The following is a 22,100-nucleotide window of genomic DNA, read 5'->3' as shown; positions in this document are numbered from 1 at the left end:
GGTGCGAAGCTCCCGGCTTTTTCGGCCCCGGACGCAACGTGGGGAGGTGCGGTATGCGGTGTGTGCGGCAGGCCATCCTCGGCATCCTCGTCAGTTTCCTGTTTTTCACCCCGCTCTGTCCCTCCCTCCTCGGGGGGGAGCCCTTCGAGGCGTTTCCGGCCAGCGACTGGGTCCTGAACGGCTGGGGCAACAACGACGTCGGCGAAGTGGGGGACGGGACTGCGGCCAACGTGCGCGTCGCCCCCACGGCCGTCACCGGGATGTCGGAATACTACGTCCGCTTCGCCGCGGGCGACCGGTTCTCCCTGGCCGTGCTGCCGGACCACTCGGTCTGGTCCTGGGGGGCCAACGACCTCGGCCAGCTGGGGACCCCGCCGCCGACCGGTTCGGTGACACCGGCCCCGGTCCCGGGCATCGCCGACGTCCTGGACGTGGCCGCGGGAGACGCCCATGCCCTGGCGCTCAGGGTGGACGGCAGCGTCTGGGCCTGGGGGGCCAACGACAAGGGGCAACTGGGCGACGGGACGAATGTCGGACGGTTCACGCCCGCGCCGGTTCCCGGTCTTCCGACCATCATCGCCGTCTCCGCCGGGGCCCGGCACTCCCTGGCCCTGGCCTGCGACGGCCGGATCTACGCCTGGGGGCTCAACGACCGGGGTCAACTTGGCGACTCCTCCGACGCCAACCGATGGTCCCCTGTTCAGGTGAACGCCCCGACGGCCGCCTTCGCCGCCATCGCCGCCGGCGGGATGCACTCGGTCGCCCTGGCTTCGGACGGCACCGTCTGGACCTGGGGCGACAACATCTCTCATCAACTGGGCGACGACGGGATGGGCTCACGGAGCCTCACGCCGTTGCAGGTCCCGGGATTCGGCGACGTCCGGGACATCGCCGCCGGCGGGCTGCACACCCTCGCCCTCAAGCAGAACGGGCTGGTTTTTTCCTGGGGCGGCAACGGCTCCGGACAGCTCGGGAACGACTCCCTGATCGACAGCGGCATCCCCGTACAGGTCCTCGGGATCGGTGTGCCCGACGCCGTCAGCTCCGTGGCCGCGGGCGGGGATCACTCCCTGGCCACCATCCTGAACGGCACGGCCGCCGCCTGGGGCAAGAACACCCTCGGCCAACTGGGGAACAACTCCCAGAGTCCCTCGGTCAAGCAGCCCGGAACGGTCGTCAATCTGACCAACGCCGTGGCGGTGGCCGGGGGGCAGGACCACTCCCTGGGCCTGGCCCGCTTCACCCTTCCGACGACCCCGGCCATCTGGTTCCAACCCCCGATCCAGAATGCGGGCGCCGGGCAGAGCGTCACCCTCACCGTGAGGGCCCAGGGCGTCCCCCCCCTTCAGTACCAGTGGTATGAGGGTCTCAGCGGCAACACCCTCTTCCCCGTCCCCGGCGCCATCCTCTCCACGATGGTCACCCCGCCGCTGAGCGAGAACAAGACCTACTGGGTGCGGGTCTCCAACCCCGGGGGGGCCACGAACAGCGACACCGCGTTCATTACCGTGCTCGATCCGCCGTCCATCACGACACAACCTGCCGACCTGGCTATCTGCAACGGCCAGACCGCCACCTTGACGGTGGGGGCCACGGGGTCCGCCCCTCTCCACTACCTGTGGTTCCGGGGCGAGAGCGGGGACGTCTCACACCCCGTCTATTCGGCTGTTGACTTCAACAGTTACATGACCGATCCCCTGAACGCCACGACCTCCTTCTGGGTGCGGGTGATAAACGATGTCGGCGAGGCCGACAGCAACACCGCCCTCGTCACCGTCCGCCAACCGCCCCACATCACCAGTCTGACGAGCCCCACGCCCGGCTGCCCGGGCGCTCCGGTCAACCTGGAGGCCATCGTCTCGGGAAGCCCCCCGCTGACGTTCCAGTGGTACCAGGGCCTGTCGGGCGACACCTCCACGCCGGTGGGGAGCAACTCCTTTTTTCTCAACGTGAACCCCCTGGTCTCCACCCCGTACTGGGTGCGGGTCTCCAACGACTGCGGGCAGGAGAACAGCGCCACCATCCTCGTCCCCGTCATCCCGCCGCCCCAGGTCCTGGTGCAGCCGGAACCCGTCGCCGTCTGCCCGGGGACCGCGGCGGTGCTGTCGGTGACGGCGAGCGGGGGCGGGACGCTCCACTACCAGTGGTACCGCGGGGTCCCGGGCGGCACCTCCTCCCCGGTGGGGGGCGACGCACCCAGCCTCACCCTCCCGAACCCGACGGTGACGGCTTCGTACTGGGTGCGGGTCACCAACGCCTGCGGCGTCGCCGACAGCGTGGCCGCGACGGTGACGGTGAAACAGCTCACCCACATCACCAACCAACCCGACCCGGTCACCATCAACCCCGGCGCCACCACGACCCTGACGGTGACGGCGACGGGCGAGGGGCCCCTGCTTTACCAGTGGTACCAGGGGGCCAGCGGCGACACCTCCACGCCGGTGGGGAGCAACACCTGGAATTACACCACGCCGGCGCTCAGCGCCACCACCGCCTACTGGGTGAGGGTGACCGGTGAATGCGGCCCCGTCGACAGCCAGACGGCCACGGTGACGGTCCTCGGCAGCGAAGGGCCGTTCACCCCCACGTACCTGGAGGCCCACATCGGCGCCTCCACCACGTCCGTCCACCTGGACTGGGACAACACCAACACCGCCGCCGCCACCCTCCTCGTGGAACGTCGGGCGGGCGCGGGAGGGGAATTCGACGTGATCGTCACCCTGCCGGGGACCGCGACCTTCTACGAGGATGGGGGGCTCCCGCCGAACCTGACCTACTGCTACCGGGTCCGGGCCCGACTGGGAAGCGCCGACTCCGACTACTCCAACGAGGCCTGCATCCGGCTGGCGGTGTGCAGCCCGCCCCAGGCAAGCACGTCGGGAAGCCTCCCGAGCGGGGCGACGGGCGTCGTCCTGGAAGGGCGGGGACGGTCCATCGAGTGCCCGGCCCGCGGCTATTTCAAGTACGGGGTCATCAGCCTCGAGGAAGGGCGGACCCCCGACCAGGACCTGGGGTACGGGCAGAACGACATCCCGTTTTCCGCCGTGCTGGACAATCTCCAGGCCGACGTGGCCTACAAGTTCCAGGCCGTCGTCGTCTCGGAGGGCGGAACGGCCTTCGGGGAGATCCTGAATTTCACCCTCCACGCCAACACCTGGGTGGTCACCACCCTCTCGGACCCGCTCCAGGGGAAATCCCCGGACCAACTCCTCTCCCTCCGCGAGGCGATCGCCGGCGCCGAGGCGACCCCCGGCACGGAAACGCAGGTGATCGTCTTCGACCCCTCCCTCCCGGACCCGCCGGTGGTGGAGCTCAACGGCCCGTTGCCGGGTCTTCGGCGCGGCAAGATCGCCATCGACGGCCGGATTCCCGGGACGAACGGCGGCCGCAAGGTGATCCTGACGCCTGCCGCCGGCGCCGCCGCGGTCGTCCCCCCCGCCACCCTGGTCGTCACCTCCGCCGACAACACCCTCTCCAACCTGGTCCTCGGCGGCGGCGGCGGGGTGGGGATTCACCTGACCGGGAACCAGGCCGTGCGGAACGTGGTCAGGGGCTGCGAGATCGGCTTCGATTCCGCCGGCCGCCTCTCCCCCGGGGACCTCGTCCTCTCCGTCGGCATCCTGGTGTCGGACGGCGCCGGCAACAACCGCCTGGGGCTGCCCTCCACCCTCCTGATCGACCTCGCGGAGGCGCGGGACACGCAGGCCCTGGAAACGTTCGGAAACCTCGTGGCGAACTGCACCGCGAACGGGATCCTCATCCTGGATCCCACCTCGGTGGACAACCAGGTCGCCGGAAACCGCATCGGCACCGCCGACACGGCCTCCGTCCCCGGCAACGGAAACGGGGTGAACCTCTCCCGGGCGCCCCGCAACACCGTGGGCGGGCCCTTTGCCGCCTATGGCAACGCCATCGTCGGGAACGTCCTGAACGGCGTCCTGGTGACGGGGCCCACGGCGGTGGGAAACCGCATCAGCCGGAACGCGATCTGGGGCAACGGCCTCCTGGGCATCGACCTCAGCGGGATGGACGGCATCGGGGACGGCCCCCAGACTTCCCTGGCACAGTTCAAGCGCGACGGTCCCAATCGCTTCATGCCGTCCCCCATCATCGACCGCTTCGGGTACGAGGCGACGGATGTCGGGGCACGCTACAGCATCTGGGGACGGACCCTCCCCCACGCCCGGGTCGAGGTCTACGAAGCCGAACGCGACCCCTCCGGCTTCGGGGAGGGGAAGCGCTTTCTCGCTTTCGCCGACGCCGACACCACCGGGGCCTTCGTGGCCTCCTTCCTCCTGGTCCCGGGGAATTACGTGACGCTGACGGCCACCCTGGACGGCGACACCTCGGAATTCTCGACCTGCGCCCAACTGGGGGTCGTCGCCCGGGACGAGGACGTGAACTGCCTCCAGCCGCGTGAAAACCTCCTCCTCCTGGCGGCCGGCTACTCCCGGGACTGCGAGGTTTTACTCGGCCACGGGCTCCCGGCCGGCGGCGCCCTCAACGCCGTCCTGGCCATGGACGGGTCCTCCCCCGTCCCCTTCACCGTTCCCGTCATGCCCGGCCGCAACGTCACCGCCTTCCCGGTAGCCACCTCCGCCACCGGGCACGGGCACCTCGACCTGGAACTGCCGGGGACCGCCATGCCCACCACGGCCCAGGTGCAGGTCATGGCGGACACGGCCCAGGACCTGGCCCCGAAAGGGGCCGTCACCGTGCCGGGGGCGCTCGACGGCCCGATCCCCTTCAGGATCTACCACGTGAGCGGGCAGGCCTGGCAGGTCCTGGACGTGACGGTCACCGCGGCGGCCGGCACGCCGTCCTCCATATTCCCCCTCATCAAGATCTTCGGCCCCCGCGCTGCTTACCTCAACACCAACTGCCAGAACGACGAGAACACCACCGCCTTCTCCCAGGTCCTCCTGCCCGAGACGGGGGACTACTTCGTCGCGGTGGGCGACCTTTACCTTCGCCAGGGAACGGGGATGGCCTTCTCCCTCACCGTCGGCCTCTTCCAGAACACGGACACCATGACCGACGCCGTGACCCCGCGGGACGCCATCGACCTTCCCGGGCAGGGCGCGGCCGTGGCCGTCGGCGACCTGGACGGCGACGGATGGCCGGACCTGGTGACGGCCATCCCCGAACTTGCGCAACTGAGCCTCGCCTACAAGACGCCGGGGACGGGGGACAGCTTCGAGGCACCGGTCTCCCTGCCGCTGAGCTTCACGCCCGGCGCCGTGACCCTCGCCGACCTCGACGCCAACGGCCGGCTGGACATCCTGGTGGCGAACCCCTCCACGGGCGGCGTTTACGTCGTCTTCAACCCGGGGCGCGTCACGCCCCTCGACCTGGCGAAGCCCCTGCGCAACGCCCGCGCCTACGCGGGAACGGCCGCCGGGGGCGACCTCGGCTCCAGCGCCGACTTCAACCGGGACGGCTTCGCCGACTATGCACAGCTCTCGTCCACGACGGGGGCCCTGCAGATCTTCCTGAACGACCAGAGCGGGAACCTGGCGGCCGGGCAGTACCTGGCGGCGGGGACCACGCCCCGGGGGATGGCCGTGGCCGACTTCGACGGCGACACCGTCCCCGACATCGCCGTGGCGGACACGGGCGGCGACCAGGTCCCCGTCTTCCAGGGGGCCGGCGACGGGACCTTCTCCCTTGCGCGCACCCTGGAGGGTTGCCCGTCCCCCGTGGACATCGAGGCGGGGGATTACAGCCTGGACGGGTTGACGGACCTGCTGGTACTCAACCAGGGCAACGCCCGGCTTCAGGGGTACTTCGGGGTCGGCGCACTGGAGTTTTCGCTGGCCCAGGAGCATCCCACCGGGCTTGCCCCCAACTCCCTCGCCGTGAACGACATCAACGTGGACGGATACGCCGACGCCGCCGTGGCGTGCTCCGGGGACGGGAAAATCTACGTCTTCATGGGGTCCGCCGCCGGCCTGTTCCTTCCCCAGGCCATCCTGTCCAGCACCGGCGCCGTCGAGACCCTCGTCTGGTACTCCTTCGGGAATGGCGGGGCCTATTTCAGCATCCCGCCGGACCAGGACTTCATCAACGCACTGCAGAGCACCTACAAGACCCTCGACTTCCCCTGCGCCGAGAGCGGGGGCGACTTCGACGCGGCCTTCGCCCTGGCCAACCCCACGGCGGAGGACGCCCTGGTCTACCTCTCGCTCCTGGGGGAAAACGGAACCCTCCTGACGGACCCCACCGTGAGCAACCCGGTGACCCTCGCCATCCCGGCCCGTCAGCAGGTGTCCTTTTACGTGGACCGGATGTTCGGCGACGGGGCCCGCAACTACGCACCGTGGATGCGCGCCACCACGCAGAACGCGTCCGTGGGCGGTTTCTCCCTCCTGGTGGCTCGCAGCGCCCAGCTCTCCATGGACGGGACGGCGGGGCAGACGGCGGCCGCCCCGAAACAGGTCCTCCCCGCGCCGGGGGCCGCGGGGCCCGGGGCCGACGCCCGGTACAGCGTCGCCAATCCCGGGACGGTCTCCTGCCCGGTGACCGTGACCTGCCGGGACCCGAACGGCCAGGCCCAGGGCGTCGCCCACCAGTTCACCCTGGCACCCGGCGGCCGGAAGGCCTTCGATTTCCTCACCGTCTTCCCCGGCGTGACGGGGACCGCCGCTCTGGACGTGTCGGCCGGCGCGCCCGTGGAGTGCATGGTGTCGGGCGGGGCGAGCGGGATGATGGCCGCCCTGCCGGGTCTGCCCGTCCCGGCGTCCTCCGCGGGCCCCATCGCCCTCTACATGCCCCACTTCGCCGAGGGGACCGTCTTCCGCTCCGTGGTGGAGCTGATGAACCCCGGGACGGCCACGGCCGCGGTGACGGTGACGGCCTACGGGGACGACGGCAGCCTCCTGGGGACCCCCGGCACGGCGCCCGTGCCGGCCGGCGGTATGCTCCGGTCAACGGTGGCGGAGCTCGTGGGGATCGACCCGCTCTCCGCCGGCGTCATCTCCGGCTACCTGAAGGTGGTGTCCGACCGGGGCGACCTCGTGGGCTGCCTCACCTTCACCGACCGGGCCGTCACGACCTACGCCGCCGCCCTTCCCCTCCAGAGGGACGCCGGCAACCGCTTCCTCTACTCCCACGTGGCCGTGGGGACCATTGGGGGCATCCCCTACTACACCGGCGTGGCGGTGCTCAACACCGGTGCGGCGGACGTCACGGGCCACTTCACCGTCTACGACGCGGCGGGGGTCGTCCGCGGCGAGGCCGACGCGCTGTTCCCCGCCGGTCGGAAGGTGAGCCGCATGCTCACCGACTTCGTCCCGGGTTTGAGCGACCAGGCCGGCGGTTACGTCACCCTGACCGCCCCGGCGGGGTCGAACCTCATGAGCTTCGAACTCTTCGGCGACGCGGGCATGCACTTCCTCTCCGCCGTGCCCGCCCAGCCGCTGCCGTAGCGTTCGCAACAGACCCGCGGGCGGCCCGCGCCCGCGGGATATTCCCCCGGTGGAACCGGGGACCCGGGAGACGTGCATGAAACGGAATGCCTTCGCCCTCCTCTTCCTCATCCTGCCGGCGATCGCCGGGCACGCCCCTCTGCCCGCGCAGGGCCCGGGCAGCCCCATGCCCAACTACCCCTACTCCAGCTTCCGTTTCAATTTCATCAACCCGGGGGGGCGGGCCAGCGGCATGGGGCAGGCCTACATCGCCATGGCCGACGACGCCACCGGGGCGGAAACCAACCCCGCCGGGCTCTGCGCGTTGGTGAAACCCCAGTTTTTCGTGGAGGGGCGGTACATCCGGAACCGTTTCACCAACATCGACCCGGCCGCCACCCCCGACGTCCGCTACCGGGACGTCTGGACCGGCAAATTTTCCCCCACCTTCCTCAGCGTCGTTTTCCCCTGGAAACAGTGGGCTTTCAGCCTCTATCGCCAGGAACTGGCCAACTATTCCATTTCCAAGGTGCAGCCCACCGCCCTCTTCGAAGACGTCCGCGTCCGGATACCCCCGCCCTCCCGGCCGGTCCAGGTCAACCAGTTCTCCACCGACCTCACCCTGAAAGCCGTGAACTGGGGGTTCTCCCTCTCCCGACGGTGGGGGGAACGCATCAACGTGGGCTTTTCCGCCCGGGCGACCGAACTCTCCCTCGACTCGCGAGAGACCACGCCCGGCGAATTCCTCAACCCTTTCCAGTACGACCTCCCGGAAGGCGAGACCGACGCGGTCCTGCACCGCACCGCCGGGTCTTCCCTGGCGTGGAGCTTCGTCGTGGGGGGGATTTTCAAGCCTTACGACTGGCTGAGGATCGGGGCGGTTTACCGGTCCGGGTCCTGCCATGCCTTCACCGCCAACTTCAACGTGAACGTCCTCGACAACTCGACCCGCCAGCCCATCTGGAGCCAGGAAGCCTTCGACGTCCGCGTCCCGAGGCGCTACGGCGTCGGCGTGGCGGTCCTCCCGACCGAGCGACTGGCGGTGACCTTCGATCTGATCCGGATCGACTACAGCCAGATGACGCCCGCCTTCGTGGGCTACATCCAGAAGGAATTCCGGGATGATTATGCTTTCGAGGACGGGGTCTCCCTCCGGATGGGGGTCGAGTACACCTTCTTTTGGGGGCGTGTCCCCGTCTCCCTCCGGGGCGGGTACTACACGGACCCCGACAACTCTCTCCACTACGTCGGCGACCCCAACTTCGACGACGCCCTTCCCTACCTCGGCCGCCTTTACCCCATCGGGGAAGTGATCGAGAATTTCCCGAAACTCCAGACGGCCATGTTCCCCCGGTCCGGCACCGACCACCACCTCACGGTGGGGACGGGCATGACCCTCATGACGCACTTCCAGTTCGAGTTTGCCGCGGACCTTTCCGGGGACCGGACCAACATCGTGCTCTCCATCCTCTACAACCTGTAAACGCCCATTCCGCACCCCGGGTTGAAGCCTGGCGATCGCTTCAGGGACATCGCCCGGGACGACCGGGGTGGATGATCCGATCGAAAGTCGGGCGATTTACGGGATCGTGCGCACCAGGCGGAAGCCGATGCCGGACGACCGGGCGGTGGGGAGCGCCGCGTCCCGGTTCGCCGAGCGGAGGCTGCGGGCATCCTGGCCCCAGTAACCCCCGCGGATCACCCGGGTGGTCCCGCTCGAGGGGCCCTTGTAGTCCGTCTGGTCGCCGCTCGGGTAGGGGGCGTACCAGTCCCAGCACCACTCCGCCACGTTCCCGTGCACGTCCTCGAACCCCCAGTGATTGCCCGGCACGGAGACGCCCGCGGGGTGGGTGGTCCCGCCGGCGTTGGCCCGGAACCAGGCGAAACCTTCCAGCCCGGGGTACATCCCGGGGGTGGAGAACTGGCTGCAATTCGACGCGGCATAGGCCGGCTCGGCGCAGCAGAAGGGGCCCACCGTCCCCGCACGGCACAGGCACTCCCACTCCCCTTCCGTGGGGAGGCGGTACCCGTTCGCCTCGAAGTCGCAGTAGACCGTCCCGGTGAGGTAGTTGCCCGTGTCCAGCGGGACGAGGTGCGCCGCGTCCTTGAAGTAGCAGCGGTTGAAACCCCGCTCCCCGGACATCAGGTTGGCGAAGAGCACGGCCTCGCGCCACGTGACCCGCTGAACGGGGTGCGAGTTGTCGCTGCCGGGGAAGACGGTGCTGGGATCGGCCGGCAGCCCCATGCCGACGGAAGCACCGAGGAGGGCCCACATCACCCGGGTCACCTCGGTCTCCATGGCCGCGAAGGAGCGCCGGAGGGTGTGCTCGAACGGCGTCTCGTCCGCGCCCCGGCACCCCTCGATACCCGGGGGTGAACCCTGTGGGAACGTGTTGTGACGCACGCAGTTGAAATCCCCCAGGATCGCGTCGTGGTCGTAACCCCAACCGGAATCGTTGACCGGCCAGGGAACGCCCGCGAAGAACCGGTGCGCCTCCCCCGCGGGGCCGGCGGTCAGGCCGAGAGGGGCCGGCAGTGGAAACCCGCATTCCACGGTGACGGTCTCGACGTCCTCCAGGTCCACCCAGCGGGGGACGTCGGCCACCGGCAGGAGGATTCGATGGCCTTTTCCCAGGGACAGCTGGACGGCGCCCACGATCTCCCCCTGGCGCCAGAGGCGGACCAGGGCGAAATAGTTCGATTCCGGCGACGGGTTCACGAAGGCCACGGACAGGGGCTCGAGCCCGGGGCTCTCGGGCATGGGGAACGTCCAGCGCCTCCCTCGCTCGCTGCCCAGGTAGATCTCGGGAGCCTCGGGGTTGTCCCCGTACGCGTAGGCCACCCGGACCAGCAGGTGTGACGGGGACCACAGGCGCAGCGTCCCCTCGTACGCCAGGGACGAGGCGGGCAGGTCCTGCCACGTGCGGGAAACCATCGTCAGGTTCGAGACGGAACCCAGCAGCGTCCCGTCCGCGGCGTGCCGGCTGTAAGCGTACGAGGCCATCCCCGCCCCGGGGTTGTAGACGGACACGCGGGTCTTCATCCCGCCCGCGGCCGTGACGTGAGCGCACCAGGCGTCGGTGGTCCACTCCCCGCGGCACTGCTCGTCGGCGAATTCCAGGGGGCGGGGTCTCGCCGGGAGGGCGGGGAAGACGCGGCTCGGACCGTCGCCGGTATTTCCCGCAACCCCAAGCGGGGCGGGGACCTTGTCCCCCCCCGCGTCGACGAGGATCGCGTCGAAGTCCGTGCAGCCCAGCCCGGGGATGAGTTGGTCCGAAAGCCAGGACAGCCCCGAGAAGGGGGAGATCGTCCCGCTGCCGGTCCCGGCGACGAAGGCCCCGGCCTTCCAGGCGTCGAGGCCCTCGATCTCGAGGGGCTTCACCGTGGGGTTCATCACCGTGAGACCGATGGAATCGAACTCCGGGGAGGGAAGGTTGGGGAGGACCCACCGGTCGGTGGTCAAGCCGTCCAGGAAGAACGTTTGGCCTTCGGCCGAACTCCCGCTCCGGTATTCGACCTTGACCAGCAGGGTGTCCAGGGAGGTCACCCGGGCCGTCCCCTCGAAGTTCATGGCGGAGGCGGGCACCGGGGCCCACGACACCGGGCCGACGGAGAAGATGAGGGAGCGACCGACGGGCAACCCGGATTGACCGTAACGGTGGAGGGTGAAAAAGACCGTTTCTTCCGCGCTGTTGAAGACGGAAAGGCCGGTGGTCCACCCCCCCGACGCCCTGACCAGGGGGCACCAGGTGTCGGTCCGGGCCCACACGGGGGGCATCGCGAACCCGAGGCACAGGAACAGCATGAAGAACACCTTGGACATCGTTTTCATCAGAAATTCCTCCTTCCAGCCCATCGTTCAGGGCAGGGTCCGAACCCGGCGGAAGCCGATGCCGGACGACCGGATGCGGCCGGGCCCTCTTCCGGCCCGGTGACGGCCTCGCAGGGATTGGACGGACAATCGTGCGGGATTCCCCCCCCCAATTGTCCCCGTTTGCAACGGGGAAGACGGGATAGCCCTCCTCCCGGCCGGTGCCCATCAGAGCCGCGCGCGTAAGCAAGCGGCCAGGCGATTCCGGCGGGATCCCGTCAGACCCGCGCGCGTAAGCATGCGGTCGAGCGGTTCCGGTCGGGGCCTTGACATCCGCCTTGACTTCAGGGGGAGGGGGGCATAGAATCCCCCCGCGTTCTTTGGATCGGGAGGTACCCTTCGGGGTTTGATAGGGAAGCGTGGTGAGAAGCCACCGCGGGCCCGCCGCTGTGACCGGGGACGAGCCCCGCCAGGACCACTGTTCCGGAAACGGGATGGGAAGGGGCGGAGAGCGAGGAGGATCCGGGAGCCAGAAGACCTGCCTGCCGATCGGACGTTCGGATTTCACGGGGACATGGAATCCGTGTCGGACTGTCCGGAAAACCTCCCGCTCAGCCCTTCCCGCGACCACCCCCGCTGAAAGCCGCCCATTCCACAAAGGAGTCGGCCATGAGGATCGGTCGCATTTTTCTGGCTCTTACATTCCTGGTTGCCTGTCTTCCCGCCTTTTCCCTCCCCCAGGACACGGCCCCCGCGGAGGGCGACGAGGTCCCCCGCATCGAGGAGACCGTGATCGTGACGGCCTCGTGCCGGGAGGTCCCCCTGGAGTGGGCCGGCAGCGCCGTCACCGTCCTCACCCGTGAGGACCTGGCCCGGAAGGGTTGCCGGACCGTCACGGAGGCCCTGGCGTCGGTGCCGGGGCTCCAGGTGAACTCCACCGGGGCGGGCGGCGCCTCCACGGTGATGATCCGCGGGGCCCAGTCCGAGCAGACGGTGGTGATGGTGGACGGCGTGGAGCTCAACGACCCCATGACCCCCGGCCGCGGCTTCGAGTTCGGTCTCCTCACCCTGGACAACGTGGACCGCATCGAGGTGGTCCGGGGCCCCCAGAGCATGGTTCACGGTTCCGACGCCATGGGCGGCATCGTGAACATCATCACCCGTCCGGGCGGCGGCAAGGGGCTTTACACGGCCCAGGTGGAAGGCGGGCGCTTCACCTGGTTCCAGGCGCGGGTCGAAGCCGCCGGCGAGGCGGCGGGCTTTCGCTACGCCGCCGGCGCCTCCCGAGAGCAACTGAGCGGGTGGTCCGCGGCCGGCGAGAGTTTCGGGAACCACGAGACGGACGGCCAGGGGGTGAGTTCCCTCAACGCCCGGCTCTCACGGGCGCTGGGGCGCGGCTTCGAGACCGCCTTCGCGGTGCACGGGAACCGCTACCGCCAGGACCTGGACGCCTTCGGCGGCGCCTTCGGGGACGACCCGAACTACCGCGCCGAGGGCCGGGAACTGGCCCTCTCCGGCGAGTTGCGCCACACCCCCGGCACCGGCGTTTTCTCGCACCGCGCGAGCTTTTCCTACCTCGACACCCGCCGGGAGTACCTGGACCCCGAGGATTCGGACCACGTCGGCAGCTCCTCCGAGGCGCTCTACCGGGGGATCCGGAAGAAGTTCCGCTGGCAGGGCGACCTGTCCCGGTTTCGCAACCACTACCTCTCCTTCGGCTACGAGTACTCCCGGGAACAGGGCCACTCCCGCTACGCCTCCGAGGGACCCTGGGGGCCCTACACCGCCGACTTCGCGGACCAGGCAGCCGGCCTGCAAGGCCTCTTCGTGGAGGACCGCTTCCAGTGGGGGAGCCATTTCTCGGTGACGGGCGGCGCCCGGGTGGACCACCACGACCGGTTCGGCGCCCACGCCAGCTTCCGGGTGTCACCGGTCCTCGTCATTCCGGGGCCCGGCACCCGGGTGCGCTTCTCGGTGGGAACCGGTTTCAAGGCCCCCTCCCTCTACCAGCTCTACGCCCCCCCTTCCGACTGGGGCAGCGTGGGCAACCCCGACCTGGCGCCCGAGACGAGCTGGTCCATCGACGGCGGGATCGTCCAGGATTTCCAGGCAGGCCGGGCCCAGTTCAGCGCCGGGTTCTTCCTCAACCGTTTCGACCACCTCATCGACTTCGTCGACGGCTACCAGAACGTCGGGAAGGCGCGGACCCGGGGGATCGAACTGGAAGCGAAATGGGCGGCCCGGGACAACCTGACCCTGGGTGGGTCCTACACCTTCACCGACGCGGTGAACCTGGCCACGGACGAGGAACTGCTCCGCCGGGCGCGCCACACCGCCGCCGTCAGCGTGGAGTGCCGCCCCGCGCGGCACTGGTTCGTGGCGGCGGAGGGCCTCCTCCGGGGCGCCCGTTGGGACATGGACTACACCGCCTGGCCCGCCGCCCGGGTGATGCTGGACCCCCGCGCCGTCCTCAACCTCTCGGTGTCGCGGCGCGTCGGCGAGCACGCCGAACTGTACGTGCGTCTCGACAACCTCTTCAACAACAGCCGGCCCGACGTCTACGGCTACACCCCCGAGCCCTTCATGGTGCGCGCCGGCCTGCGGCTCGTTCTGGACCGGGGCGGGGCCCGCACGGGTCCCGGCACTGCTGCCGCGGCGGCGGGGCCCGGCCTGCCCTTGTCGCGAAGCGGCCAGGGCGTCAGCGAGGAACGGGCAAGCAGCGGCCACGCTCCCGCGGGATCGATTCAGCCCTGATAGGACGAAGGGACCTAAAGGACCAAAAGGACATAAAGGACGGCGAGAACCATGGGCAGTGATGTGGACCCTTGCCTTTTTGGGTGGCATAATCTAGACAGGCTAGACGAGAGGAGGGTGCCATGCCGCAAACCTGGTCGCTGCAGGAGGCGAAGAACCGCTTCAGTGAGGTGGTCAACCGGGCCCTGGACGACGGCACCCAGGTCGTGACGCGCCACGGGAGGGAAACCGCGGTGGTGATTTCCATCGAAGACTACCAGCGTCTCAAGCGGCCGGCCACGGGGCTCGTGGAGTTCTTTCGGTCCTCGCCGCTGTGCGGGGTTGAACTCGAGTTAACCAGAGACCTGGAACGGGAAGGGAAGCGGGCGCCGGCGGTCGACGGGATGATCGCTGCCACGGCGAAGGTCCATGGTTTGACGGTCGTCACCCGAAACGCGCCGGGCCTGGCCCCCTTTGACGTCCCCCTCCTCAACCCATGGGAAACCCCGACACCGTCGGCATGACGGGGATGATCTCCTTGGTTCCACGGATCCTCCGGCCCGATCGAAAAGGTCGCCTCCACGACCGGCCCGCGCCGTTTCCGGGCCCTCCGTGCGCCCCGGAAGAAAAGACCGGGTGCCGCTCGACACAGCGCATGCAAACACGGAGGAATTGACGGCCGCTCCCGGCATCTTGATGCTTGCTCCAAGCTCCATCGGGGATTATAATTATCTCAGTGTTTCCCATTGAATGTCCGAACCCGGTCGGGGATCTTTTCATTTCCTGTATTGTCCGGAAGGAGGCAGCCATGAGGGTAAGGGTTTGCGTTTTCCTGGCGGCGGTGGTTACGGGGGCCGTCGCTTTCGCGGCGATCCCGGGGGACCTCAACCACGACGGGATGGTGAACGAGTGGGACTGCCAGGCCCTGTCCGTGGTCCTGTCCGAGACCTTTTTCGCCGATCCGGAGACCCTTCTGGAAGCGGACATCACCGAGGACGGGGTGGTGGACATCGTGGACCTCCTCATGCTCCGGCTCTTCCTGACGCCCGAGTACCTGCCCGTCCGGGCCCGGTGTCTCTACAACGGCTATTTCCTCACCAGTCACCCGCGCAAGGCCGTGGAGGGGGACAGCACGGCCGACCGCCACCGGCTGTACGTGCTCCACGCGCTCCTCATCCACCCCTACACGGGACGGATCATCGGCACCTACCCGGCGATGGAGGGAACCCCCTCCCCGTCGAACCCCGTGGCCAAGCCCCTCTCGGAGTACCCGGCGCTCGCCCTGATGGAGCACCCGCCCTCGCCGGGGTTGAGCCCGTCGGCGCTGGCCGCCTACTGGCAGGCGCGGGGGGTCCCCGAGGGCCTGCTGACCGGCGGCCAGTGGGTCGACCTCCAGGGGGCCGTGGCGACGCCCGGGCTCATCGACGGGCACTTCCACGTCACCAGCTGGTCGCGCAAGCTCCCGCCGGAGGGGGAGCAGTTCGGGTACTGGGCCGACGTCAGCGACCCGAAGTACTACGTCAACCCCGGCGATTTTTCCCGCAAGTGCCTCCGGGAAGCCATGTGGCTGATCGTGGCCGACGCGAACAACTTTCTCCGGGACGTCGGGCGGGACCAGATCCTTCTTCACGGGTACACCGGCACCACCACGGAGGAGTTCTCCACGAGCCTCGACAACATGGCGTTCCTCTACAAGCGGACCGGGTCCGACTTGGAGCGGGTTTTCGACCCGAACTTCCTGCTCAACCGGATCGGGGCGATCCCGGCGGGACCCTTCACCATCCCGTCGAACATCTGCACGTCAGACCCTGCTACCTGGCCAGGCCAGGCCTACCCTTCCTATCGCGTATTGATGGTCCACACCAGCGGTCAGAGCTGCTGGTACAACTCCGCCCTCCTCGACGCCTTCAACCTGGAGGCGCGCACCGTCTCGGCCTTCGCCTTTGGCCCCGTTAGCGTGCTCGAGGTGACGCCGCCCGCATCCGGGACACAGGAGTGGACCTTCCAGGTCCAGACGGGGACCCCGGCTTTCACCCAGCTGTCGGAGCAGACCTTCCCCCGGGTCGTGGACGTGGTCCTCAACCAGACAAGCCCGGTGGGAACCGCCATTGTGCCCTTCTACATGTCCTCGCTGGCCGCGGCGACGGGCACCCTGAAGGGTAGGCTCGTCCTGGCGGACACCCTCGCCGAACTTTCGATTCCCTGCTCTTCGCGGACCCTCGTGCCCTTCTACCGCCCCATCGTCGAGAGCATCCCGGTCGCCGACTGGAACGCCGCGGCGGCCTACTACGGCAAAACCCCCGGGAGCGACCCGCTGGGCTCGGGCTACTGGGACCCCCACAACCCTTACGGAACCAACTGGTACAACGCCTCGGACCGGGGCATCGCCCAGTACTTCCTCGATTCGACCGCCCAGGCCTGGCGCCCCACCGGGTACGGGGAGCACTACGTCTTCCGCGACATGCTGATGAGCTACGCCGCTGATCCGCAGGGCGTGGAGCAGTGCATGCAGAACCGGCGCAACCTGGCGCCCTGGTGCCACCGGCACGGCCTGACCGGGACCCAGGACATTATGTTCTACCGCCGGGACGACAACCCCGAGGAGTTCCTCGCCTGCGAGGGCCTCTCCTACAACCACCGCATCGCAGGGGGGGAGGATTACTACGCCGAGTCGGGCGTGCCGTACGCCACACCGACCGGGGGGCTGAACCTCCGGGTGGGGATGTACTACTACCTGGAGAACGCCGGCGAGGTGACGGAGATCCTGAAGCTGTCCGAGGCGAGTGAAAGCCGGCGCGACGTCCTCCGGTACCGCCCGCCGGCCGCCCACCCGGAGAGCCCCGGCTGGCTGGAGTGGACCGGCTGGAAACTCCAGATGGACGGCGGGCCCGGCTCGCGAACCTTTTTCTCCAGCGCCGCCTTCCCGATGACCCGGATCACCGAGAACACCGTGACCCCGCTCGAGGGCGGGGGCTCCGTGACCTTCGTGAACCACACCTTCGGCCTCCTGGTGACCAGCAACATCCCGATGGGCGAACTGAGCAGCCGGGAGACGGGCGTGCTCTACTGGCTGGTCCGGGAATCCGACCCCGCATCGACCTTCTACACGGGGACCATGACGGGGAACTACGCGTTCCTGAAGAAAGGGGTGATGGAATGGCTGAACCAGACGGTGGACACGGCCACCCTTTCGGCCGACCTCGCCCACCTGGTTCACGTCCCCGGGGGGACACAGGCGCAGCGCGACCAGCTGGCCGCCAAGATTACCACGGTCCTTTCCCAAGCCAAGGACGCCTGGAAGCAGACGCTCCTCCCCCTGGTGAAGGTCTGGTACGAAACCTCCCGGCGCTCCTCGCTTTCCCCCCCCACGCCCTCCCAGTTCGTCTGCCACTGCGTGGGGGACGCCGGCGTGGACCTCTACGTCGGCGCCATCAAGCAACTCCAGGCGGACCTGGCGAACTTCCCCGCCACCTGGGCCGAACTGCCCGACTACTGGCGGGGCGTGGTCCCCGCGGACGCCGACCTGTCGCAAATCCGCCGCACTTTCGAAAACGAGCGGTTCCGCATCGAGCACCTCCTGAACGTCTCCTGCCGGATGGTCAAGGACATCAAGGGGACCGGCGGGATCGACGCGTCCACCACGCCCGACGCGCGGAACATCGTCTGCTCCACCCAGCCGGCCCTCATCGCGCTGGACGGGTCGACGCTCCGAGCGCTCCTGCCGGCGGGGCAGGAACTCTGGCCCATCCCGCACGACGACCCGCCCGGCACCTGGCTGGGCGAGCCCGACTACCCCCGCGCCGAGCACGGGGTGCCGCTCCAGCTCTTCCGCGACCAGGACATGCCGCTGATCCTCAACACCGACCCTCCCGCCGTCCGCGACCCCCGGCCCGCCATGACCCTCATCGGCGCGGTGGCCCGGACCCCGGTGGAACGGGACCCGTCACACTGGGTGGACCAGGTCGGGGCGGAGCCCGAGACCTACCCCGTGGACTACCTCGCGGGAAAGGCCTATCAACCTTGGGGCCTTCTGGCGGGAACCTCCACCAACCCCATGGCCCTGACCCTGGAGCAGGCCCTCACGGCGATGACCTTCTGGGGGGCCTACGGCGCGGGGTGGGAGGACCGCCTGGGCGCCTTCGCCCTGCCGGCGACCGGCAGCGGGAGCCTCGGGTACTTCGCCGACGTGGCGGTGTGGATGGCCAACCCCTTCGCGATCAAGGGGCCGACTGGCTGGACCCTGGAGGACCTGTCCCGGATTCCCGAGGGGACCGACGACGCCTCGCGGGTCGCGACCCTCAACGCGTTCATCGAGAAGTTCCGCCCCACGCTCACGCTGGTGGCCGGTGTGCCCGTCTACGTGCGCACCGCCGCCGGCCCCTGGTACCCTGAGCGCCCGCGTCCCTCGAAAAGCGGCCCCAGCCGCCCGGCGGGCCCGCGGTTTCAGCACGCGTTGAACGCCCCGGACCGCTGGGCGGAGGAAGGGGATGTCGAGTAGGGCGGGACCGCGGGCGCGGCGCCGGTTCGGGGTGAAGGCGCCGTCGACAGGTATAGGTGCGGGAACTCCAGGAGGCGGAGAACGAATCTCAAGAGGAGTGAAATCCCTTGATTGAGCCGTCGGCCGGAGGTCGATGATCCGCCGGGGTCACTTTTTCCGGATCAGCTCCGCGAAGCGGGGGTCGCCCGCCAGGGGGTCGAAGTCCTTGTCCCTCTGGAGACGCCCCCGGTTTCTCAACCCCGCCTCGAGGCTCTTCTGCAGGAAAAGGATCGCCCGGTCCTTGTCGCCCGCCTGGATGTAAAGCTTGGCCAGGTAGAAGTACCGCTCGGCCATGTCCAGGTCGCCCACGCCCAGCAGGGTGCTCTCCTGCTGGCGAACCAGGTACCCGGGGTCCAGCTGCACGATCCGGTGCAGGACGTCGACGGCCTGGAGGTTCTTCTTCATGGCGAAGTAGGCGTTGGCGAGGTTGCACAGGGCGAGCAGGTAGTCGGCTTGCTTCTCCAGCGCTTTCTTGTAGTACTTCACGGCCGCCTTGTAGTCTTTCTTGAAGTGGTAGGCGGTGCCCGTGTTGTTGTAGAAGCGGGAGTCCTCCGGGTCGAGCCTGGCCGCCCGCCGGAAATAGGACAGGGCGGTGTCCACGGAATGGACCTGGAGGTAGGCGACCCCGAGCAGGTTGGATGCCTCCGCATTCTTCGGGTCCTCCTTCAGGGCCCGCTGGAGATACTTCACGGCCTCGAGGGGTTTCTTCTGGGCGATCCGGATTCGCCCGGCGTCCATCAGGCCGGCGGAGGACACGTCCTCCGCCGCGGCCGCAACGGACCCGGCGCCCCACAAAACCCCGAAGATGAACGTGAAGAGGAAAAGACGCAAATGGTTGATCCACATGTTCCACCTCCCCGGACGAAACATTGGATGAACGGGCAACCGGCCGGGATGCGCCGAAAACTGCCCCTGATTTCACTGTAACGCCGATTTTCGCCCCGGTCAAGCCCGTCCTCGCAGGGTATACGCCGCCGGCGGCCGGGTGTTTCCGTTTCATCCGGGCTGGGTTCAGAGCACCAGGCGAACCAGGTCCACCAGGTCGATGACGTTGACGGCGGCATCCTGGTTGACGTCGGCCGCGGACGGCGCCGTCGTCACGTTTCCGGCCAGGATGCCCGCCAGGAGGGCCAGGTCGGCGGCGTTCACGGCGCCGTCGGCGTTCAGGTCGCCCACGGTGGGCGCCGACCCCGCGTCCCTCACCAGGCGGACGAAGTTCACCCCCCGCTGCACGTCCCCCTGCGGGCCGAGACCGTAGGCCGTGCCGCCGGCGCAGGCGGTGCCGATGACCACCCGGCCGCCGAGGGTCTTCGGGTCGCTGCGCTGGGCGCCCGCGCCGTGGACGTCGAAGAGGGTGTAACACGCGGCGGAGGGGGGCGACTTCTGCCACCCTCCCGCCCGGCCGAAGCACAGGTAGACGGCGTTGGCGCCCATGCCGTTCCAGGTGGTGTGGGTGGTCCCGGTCCAGTACCAGGGGGCGTCGGCCGCGCCGCCCTCGTCGACGAAGGCGGTCGCGGCGAACACGGGGTCGATGGCCGCGGTGCCGCTGGTGTCCGGCGAGCGGGTGTAGTCCAGGATCGACTGGAGTTCCTTGGCGTTGGGCAGGCGCCAGTCGGAGTGCCCCAGAAAATTGGCCGCGTTCCTCGCCTGCACCCAGGCCAGGGCGTCCTGCCAGTTCAGGGCGGCGCCGCTGTCGGCCCTGGACCACATCAGGCCCGTGGCCAGGTCGGTGACGGTCTGGTCGCCGTTGTCCACGAAGTGGTTGACGCCGTAATCCGGGTTGCCCCGCACGCACTGGACGAGGAAGGTCTTCTCCGCCCCACCCGGCATTTGAAGGTCGTACCCCTTGATCCGGCCGTCGGCCAGGTTGAGCCCGAAAAGTTTCGTTTTCGTCCCGCCGGCAGTGTAGACATAGAGGGTGCACGACGCGTACTGGGCGTCGATGATCCGCTCGCCGGCGCTGGTGTCGCCGTAGGCGAAATCGAAGGAGTCGGTGTCGATGAAGGGGGTCAGGCCGGAGGTGTCGGTGCCGTTGTAACCGCTCGGGTCTCCGCCGTTGAAGTTCATCAGCGAGTAGAGTTCCTTGATGGTGGGGAGGCGCCAGTCGTCAAAACCCCCGTAGTGCGCCGCGTTGAGGGCCGCGGGCCGCGACTGCGCCTGGGCCCAGGTGAACTTGTCGCTGACGTTGATGACGCCGTCCCCGTTGGTGTCCGGGCTGCGCTGCCACGTGAGTCCCGTGACGTTGTCCGCCACCGTCAGGCCGTCCGCGCCGAGGGTGTAGGACGGCTGCCGCCCGGCGATCTGGGCGTCCTGCCCGTGGAAGGGCTGGCCGGCGGACGGGGCCGCGATCGGGGACGCGTTGTTGTAGCACGTGACCTGGCCGGTGTCGACGATGGGGTACGGCAGCGACGCGGCCGGGGCCGGTGGGACTGCCGCCGCACCCTGGGCCGCGGTGACGGATGGCGCCAGGAGAAACATCACCGCCAGGATTTCCAACGCAATCGGGTTGTTCATGAAGAACGCTCCACTCGGGATTCCCCCCGGGGGCCCTTCAGACGGGATGACCCTCCGCCGGGCTCCCCCGCTCCTTCTAACCCGCCGAGGGAGGCCTTGTTTCACACCCTCCGGCAACATCCGTCGATTCCGGCCCGGTGACTCGACCATGCCTGCCGGAGCCCTTCCCCCTCCGAGCCCCCGATGCCGGCGGGAGCCACCCGGTTCAGCCTGGGGCCACCCCTGGCCGTCCCGCTCGCCGGGCCCTCGATCGACGGGCTTCCCGTTCGACCGCAGAAAAAGCTTGTCAATCGCCCGGAAGCCGATGCAGACTGAGGAGAGCGACGGGCTTCGGCCACCTCCGGCATCTCGGCCGGGTTCGCGGTCTTCTCCGCGAGAGGTGGGCCCCATCATCAGTCGAGGATCCGGTTGTGCCCCACCTGCGGCAGATTCACGGGAAAACGCGCCAGGCCTACAACCTTGCCGCGGAAACCTACCATCAGCGCTTCGCCGACGAACTGAGGACAAAGGCCTACGACCGCGACCTGCTCGACGCCTTCGCCGGCCGCTTTCCACCCGGCTCGTCGATCTGCGACGCCGGGTGCGGCCCGTCGGGGCACCTCGGCCGCTACCTCTTCGACAAGGGGTTGAACGTGGTCGGCGTGGACATCTCCGACCGCTGCGTCGCCCTCGCCCGGTCGCTTCACCCGGGCATGCACTTCCGGCGCGAGGACATGGCGGGCATGCGCTTCCCCGGTGATTCCTTCGACGGCATCCTCGCTTACTATTCCATCATCCATGCACCCAAGCGTTTTGCTTCCAGGTATTTTACCGAATTCCGACGGGTCCTGAAGCCGGGGGGCTCCCTCCTGGTCGCCGTCAAGGCCGGGGACACCGAAGGTATGGCCGGAGACCTGCTGGGGATCGAAACCGAGATCTACTTCGCCCTGTTCACGGAAGCGGAGATCGCCGGTCTCTTCACGGGCGCCGGTTTCGCGGTCGATTTTCTGGAGCGGAGGAATCCCTACGACTTCGAGATCCGCAACGAGCGGATCTTCGCCATGGGCCGGAAAACCTGAGCCCGCCCAAGGTTCGCACGCGTCGTCCCGACGCGGGTCGG

The 22,100-nt window shown here is 68.8% G+C and carries 9 protein-coding genes and 1 riboswitch; of the genes, 6 read left to right on the top strand and 3 right to left on the bottom strand.

From position 1 onward, the window contains the following. Nucleotides 1-53: 53 nt before the first annotated feature. A complete protein-coding gene (locus KA419_10145; protein ID MBP7866299.1) occupies nucleotides 54-7,427 on the top strand; it encodes a VCBS repeat-containing protein in 7,374 nt (2,457 codons plus the stop codon). A 76-nt stretch (nucleotides 7,428-7,503) separates the two neighbouring features. After that, nucleotides 7,504-8,889 carry an outer membrane protein transport protein gene (locus KA419_10140; GenBank protein MBP7866298.1) on the top strand — a complete coding sequence of 462 codons (1,386 nt, stop codon included), beginning with the start codon at nucleotides 7,504-7,506 and terminating at the stop codon, nucleotides 8,887-8,889. A gap of 96 nt (nucleotides 8,890-8,985) precedes the next feature. Here the strand turns inward: KA419_10140 and KA419_10135 are convergent, their stop codons facing one another. Beyond that, complete coding sequence (locus KA419_10135) at nucleotides 8,986-11,238, bottom strand: formylglycine-generating enzyme family protein (protein MBP7866297.1); 2,253 nt, start codon at nucleotides 11,236-11,238, stop codon at nucleotides 8,986-8,988. 352 nt (nucleotides 11,239-11,590) lie between these two features. Then, nucleotides 11,591-11,778, top strand: a riboswitch (cobalamin riboswitch). 108 nt (nucleotides 11,779-11,886) lie between these two features. Between KA419_10135 and KA419_10130 the strand changes: the two genes are divergently transcribed. The 3 genes from KA419_10130 (at nucleotide 11,887) to KA419_10120 (ending at nucleotide 18,448) form a co-directional block, all read left to right on the top strand. Beyond that, nucleotides 11,887-13,971, top strand: a complete 2,085-nt coding sequence (locus KA419_10130) for a TonB-dependent receptor (GenBank protein MBP7866296.1) — start codon at nucleotides 11,887-11,889, stop codon at nucleotides 13,969-13,971. A gap of 122 nt (nucleotides 13,972-14,093) precedes the next feature. Continuing rightward, the gene (locus tag KA419_10125; protein ID MBP7866295.1) at nucleotides 14,094-14,474 is read left to right on the top strand and encodes a type II toxin-antitoxin system prevent-host-death family antitoxin; all 381 of its coding nucleotides are present in this window, start codon (nucleotides 14,094-14,096) and stop codon (nucleotides 14,472-14,474) included. Nucleotides 14,475-14,758: 284 nt separating this feature from the next. Further along, nucleotides 14,759-18,448 (top strand): hypothetical protein, encoded by a 3,690-nt coding sequence (locus KA419_10120; protein ID MBP7866294.1) that lies wholly within the window; start codon nucleotides 14,759-14,761, stop codon nucleotides 18,446-18,448. Between the two features lie 147 nt (nucleotides 18,449-18,595). On the opposite strand, the gene KA419_10115 is transcribed toward KA419_10120, so the two are convergent. Both KA419_10115 and KA419_10110 read right to left on the bottom strand, forming a co-directional pair. Then, the gene (locus KA419_10115) at nucleotides 18,596-19,333 is read right to left on the bottom strand and encodes a tetratricopeptide repeat protein (GenBank protein MBP7866293.1); all 738 of its coding nucleotides are present in this window, start codon (nucleotides 19,331-19,333) and stop codon (nucleotides 18,596-18,598) included. A 165-nt stretch (nucleotides 19,334-19,498) separates the two neighbouring features. Continuing rightward, entirely contained in the window at nucleotides 19,499-21,001 is a 1,503-nt protein-coding gene (locus KA419_10110) for a DUF1566 domain-containing protein (GenBank protein MBP7866292.1), read from the bottom strand. A gap of 410 nt (nucleotides 21,002-21,411) precedes the next feature. Between KA419_10110 and KA419_10105 the strand changes: the two genes are divergently transcribed. Beyond that, complete coding sequence (locus KA419_10105) at nucleotides 21,412-22,059, top strand: methyltransferase domain-containing protein (GenBank protein ID MBP7866291.1); 648 nt, start codon at nucleotides 21,412-21,414, stop codon at nucleotides 22,057-22,059. The last annotated feature ends 41 nt before the right edge of the window (nucleotides 22,060-22,100 follow it).

This window comes from Acidobacteriota bacterium, from assembly GCA_018001935.1.
GTDB lineage: Bacteria > Acidobacteriota > JAAYUB01 > JAAYUB01 > JAAYUB01 > JAGNHB01.
The sequence above is the reverse complement of the archived record's forward strand: the minus strand, read 5'-3'. Positions and strand labels throughout refer to the sequence as shown.

Coding starts and splice junctions, on each gene's coding strand:
- KA419_10145 (MBP7866299.1), top strand. CDS start 54: ATGCGGTGTGTGCGGCAGGCCATCCTCGGCATCCTCGTCAGTTTCCTG.
- KA419_10140 (MBP7866298.1), top strand. CDS start 7,504: ATGAAACGGAATGCCTTCGCCCTCCTCTTCCTCATCCTGCCGGCGATC.
- KA419_10135 (MBP7866297.1), bottom strand. CDS start 11,238: ATGAAAACGATGTCCAAGGTGTTCTTCATGCTGTTCCTGTGCCTCGGG.
- KA419_10130 (MBP7866296.1), top strand. CDS start 11,887: ATGAGGATCGGTCGCATTTTTCTGGCTCTTACATTCCTGGTTGCCTGT.
- KA419_10125 (MBP7866295.1), top strand. CDS start 14,094: ATGCCGCAAACCTGGTCGCTGCAGGAGGCGAAGAACCGCTTCAGTGAG.
- KA419_10120 (MBP7866294.1), top strand. CDS start 14,759: ATGAGGGTAAGGGTTTGCGTTTTCCTGGCGGCGGTGGTTACGGGGGCC.
- KA419_10115 (MBP7866293.1), bottom strand. CDS start 19,333: ATGTGGATCAACCATTTGCGTCTTTTCCTCTTCACGTTCATCTTCGGG.
- KA419_10110 (MBP7866292.1), bottom strand. CDS start 21,001: ATGAACAACCCGATTGCGTTGGAAATCCTGGCGGTGATGTTTCTCCTG.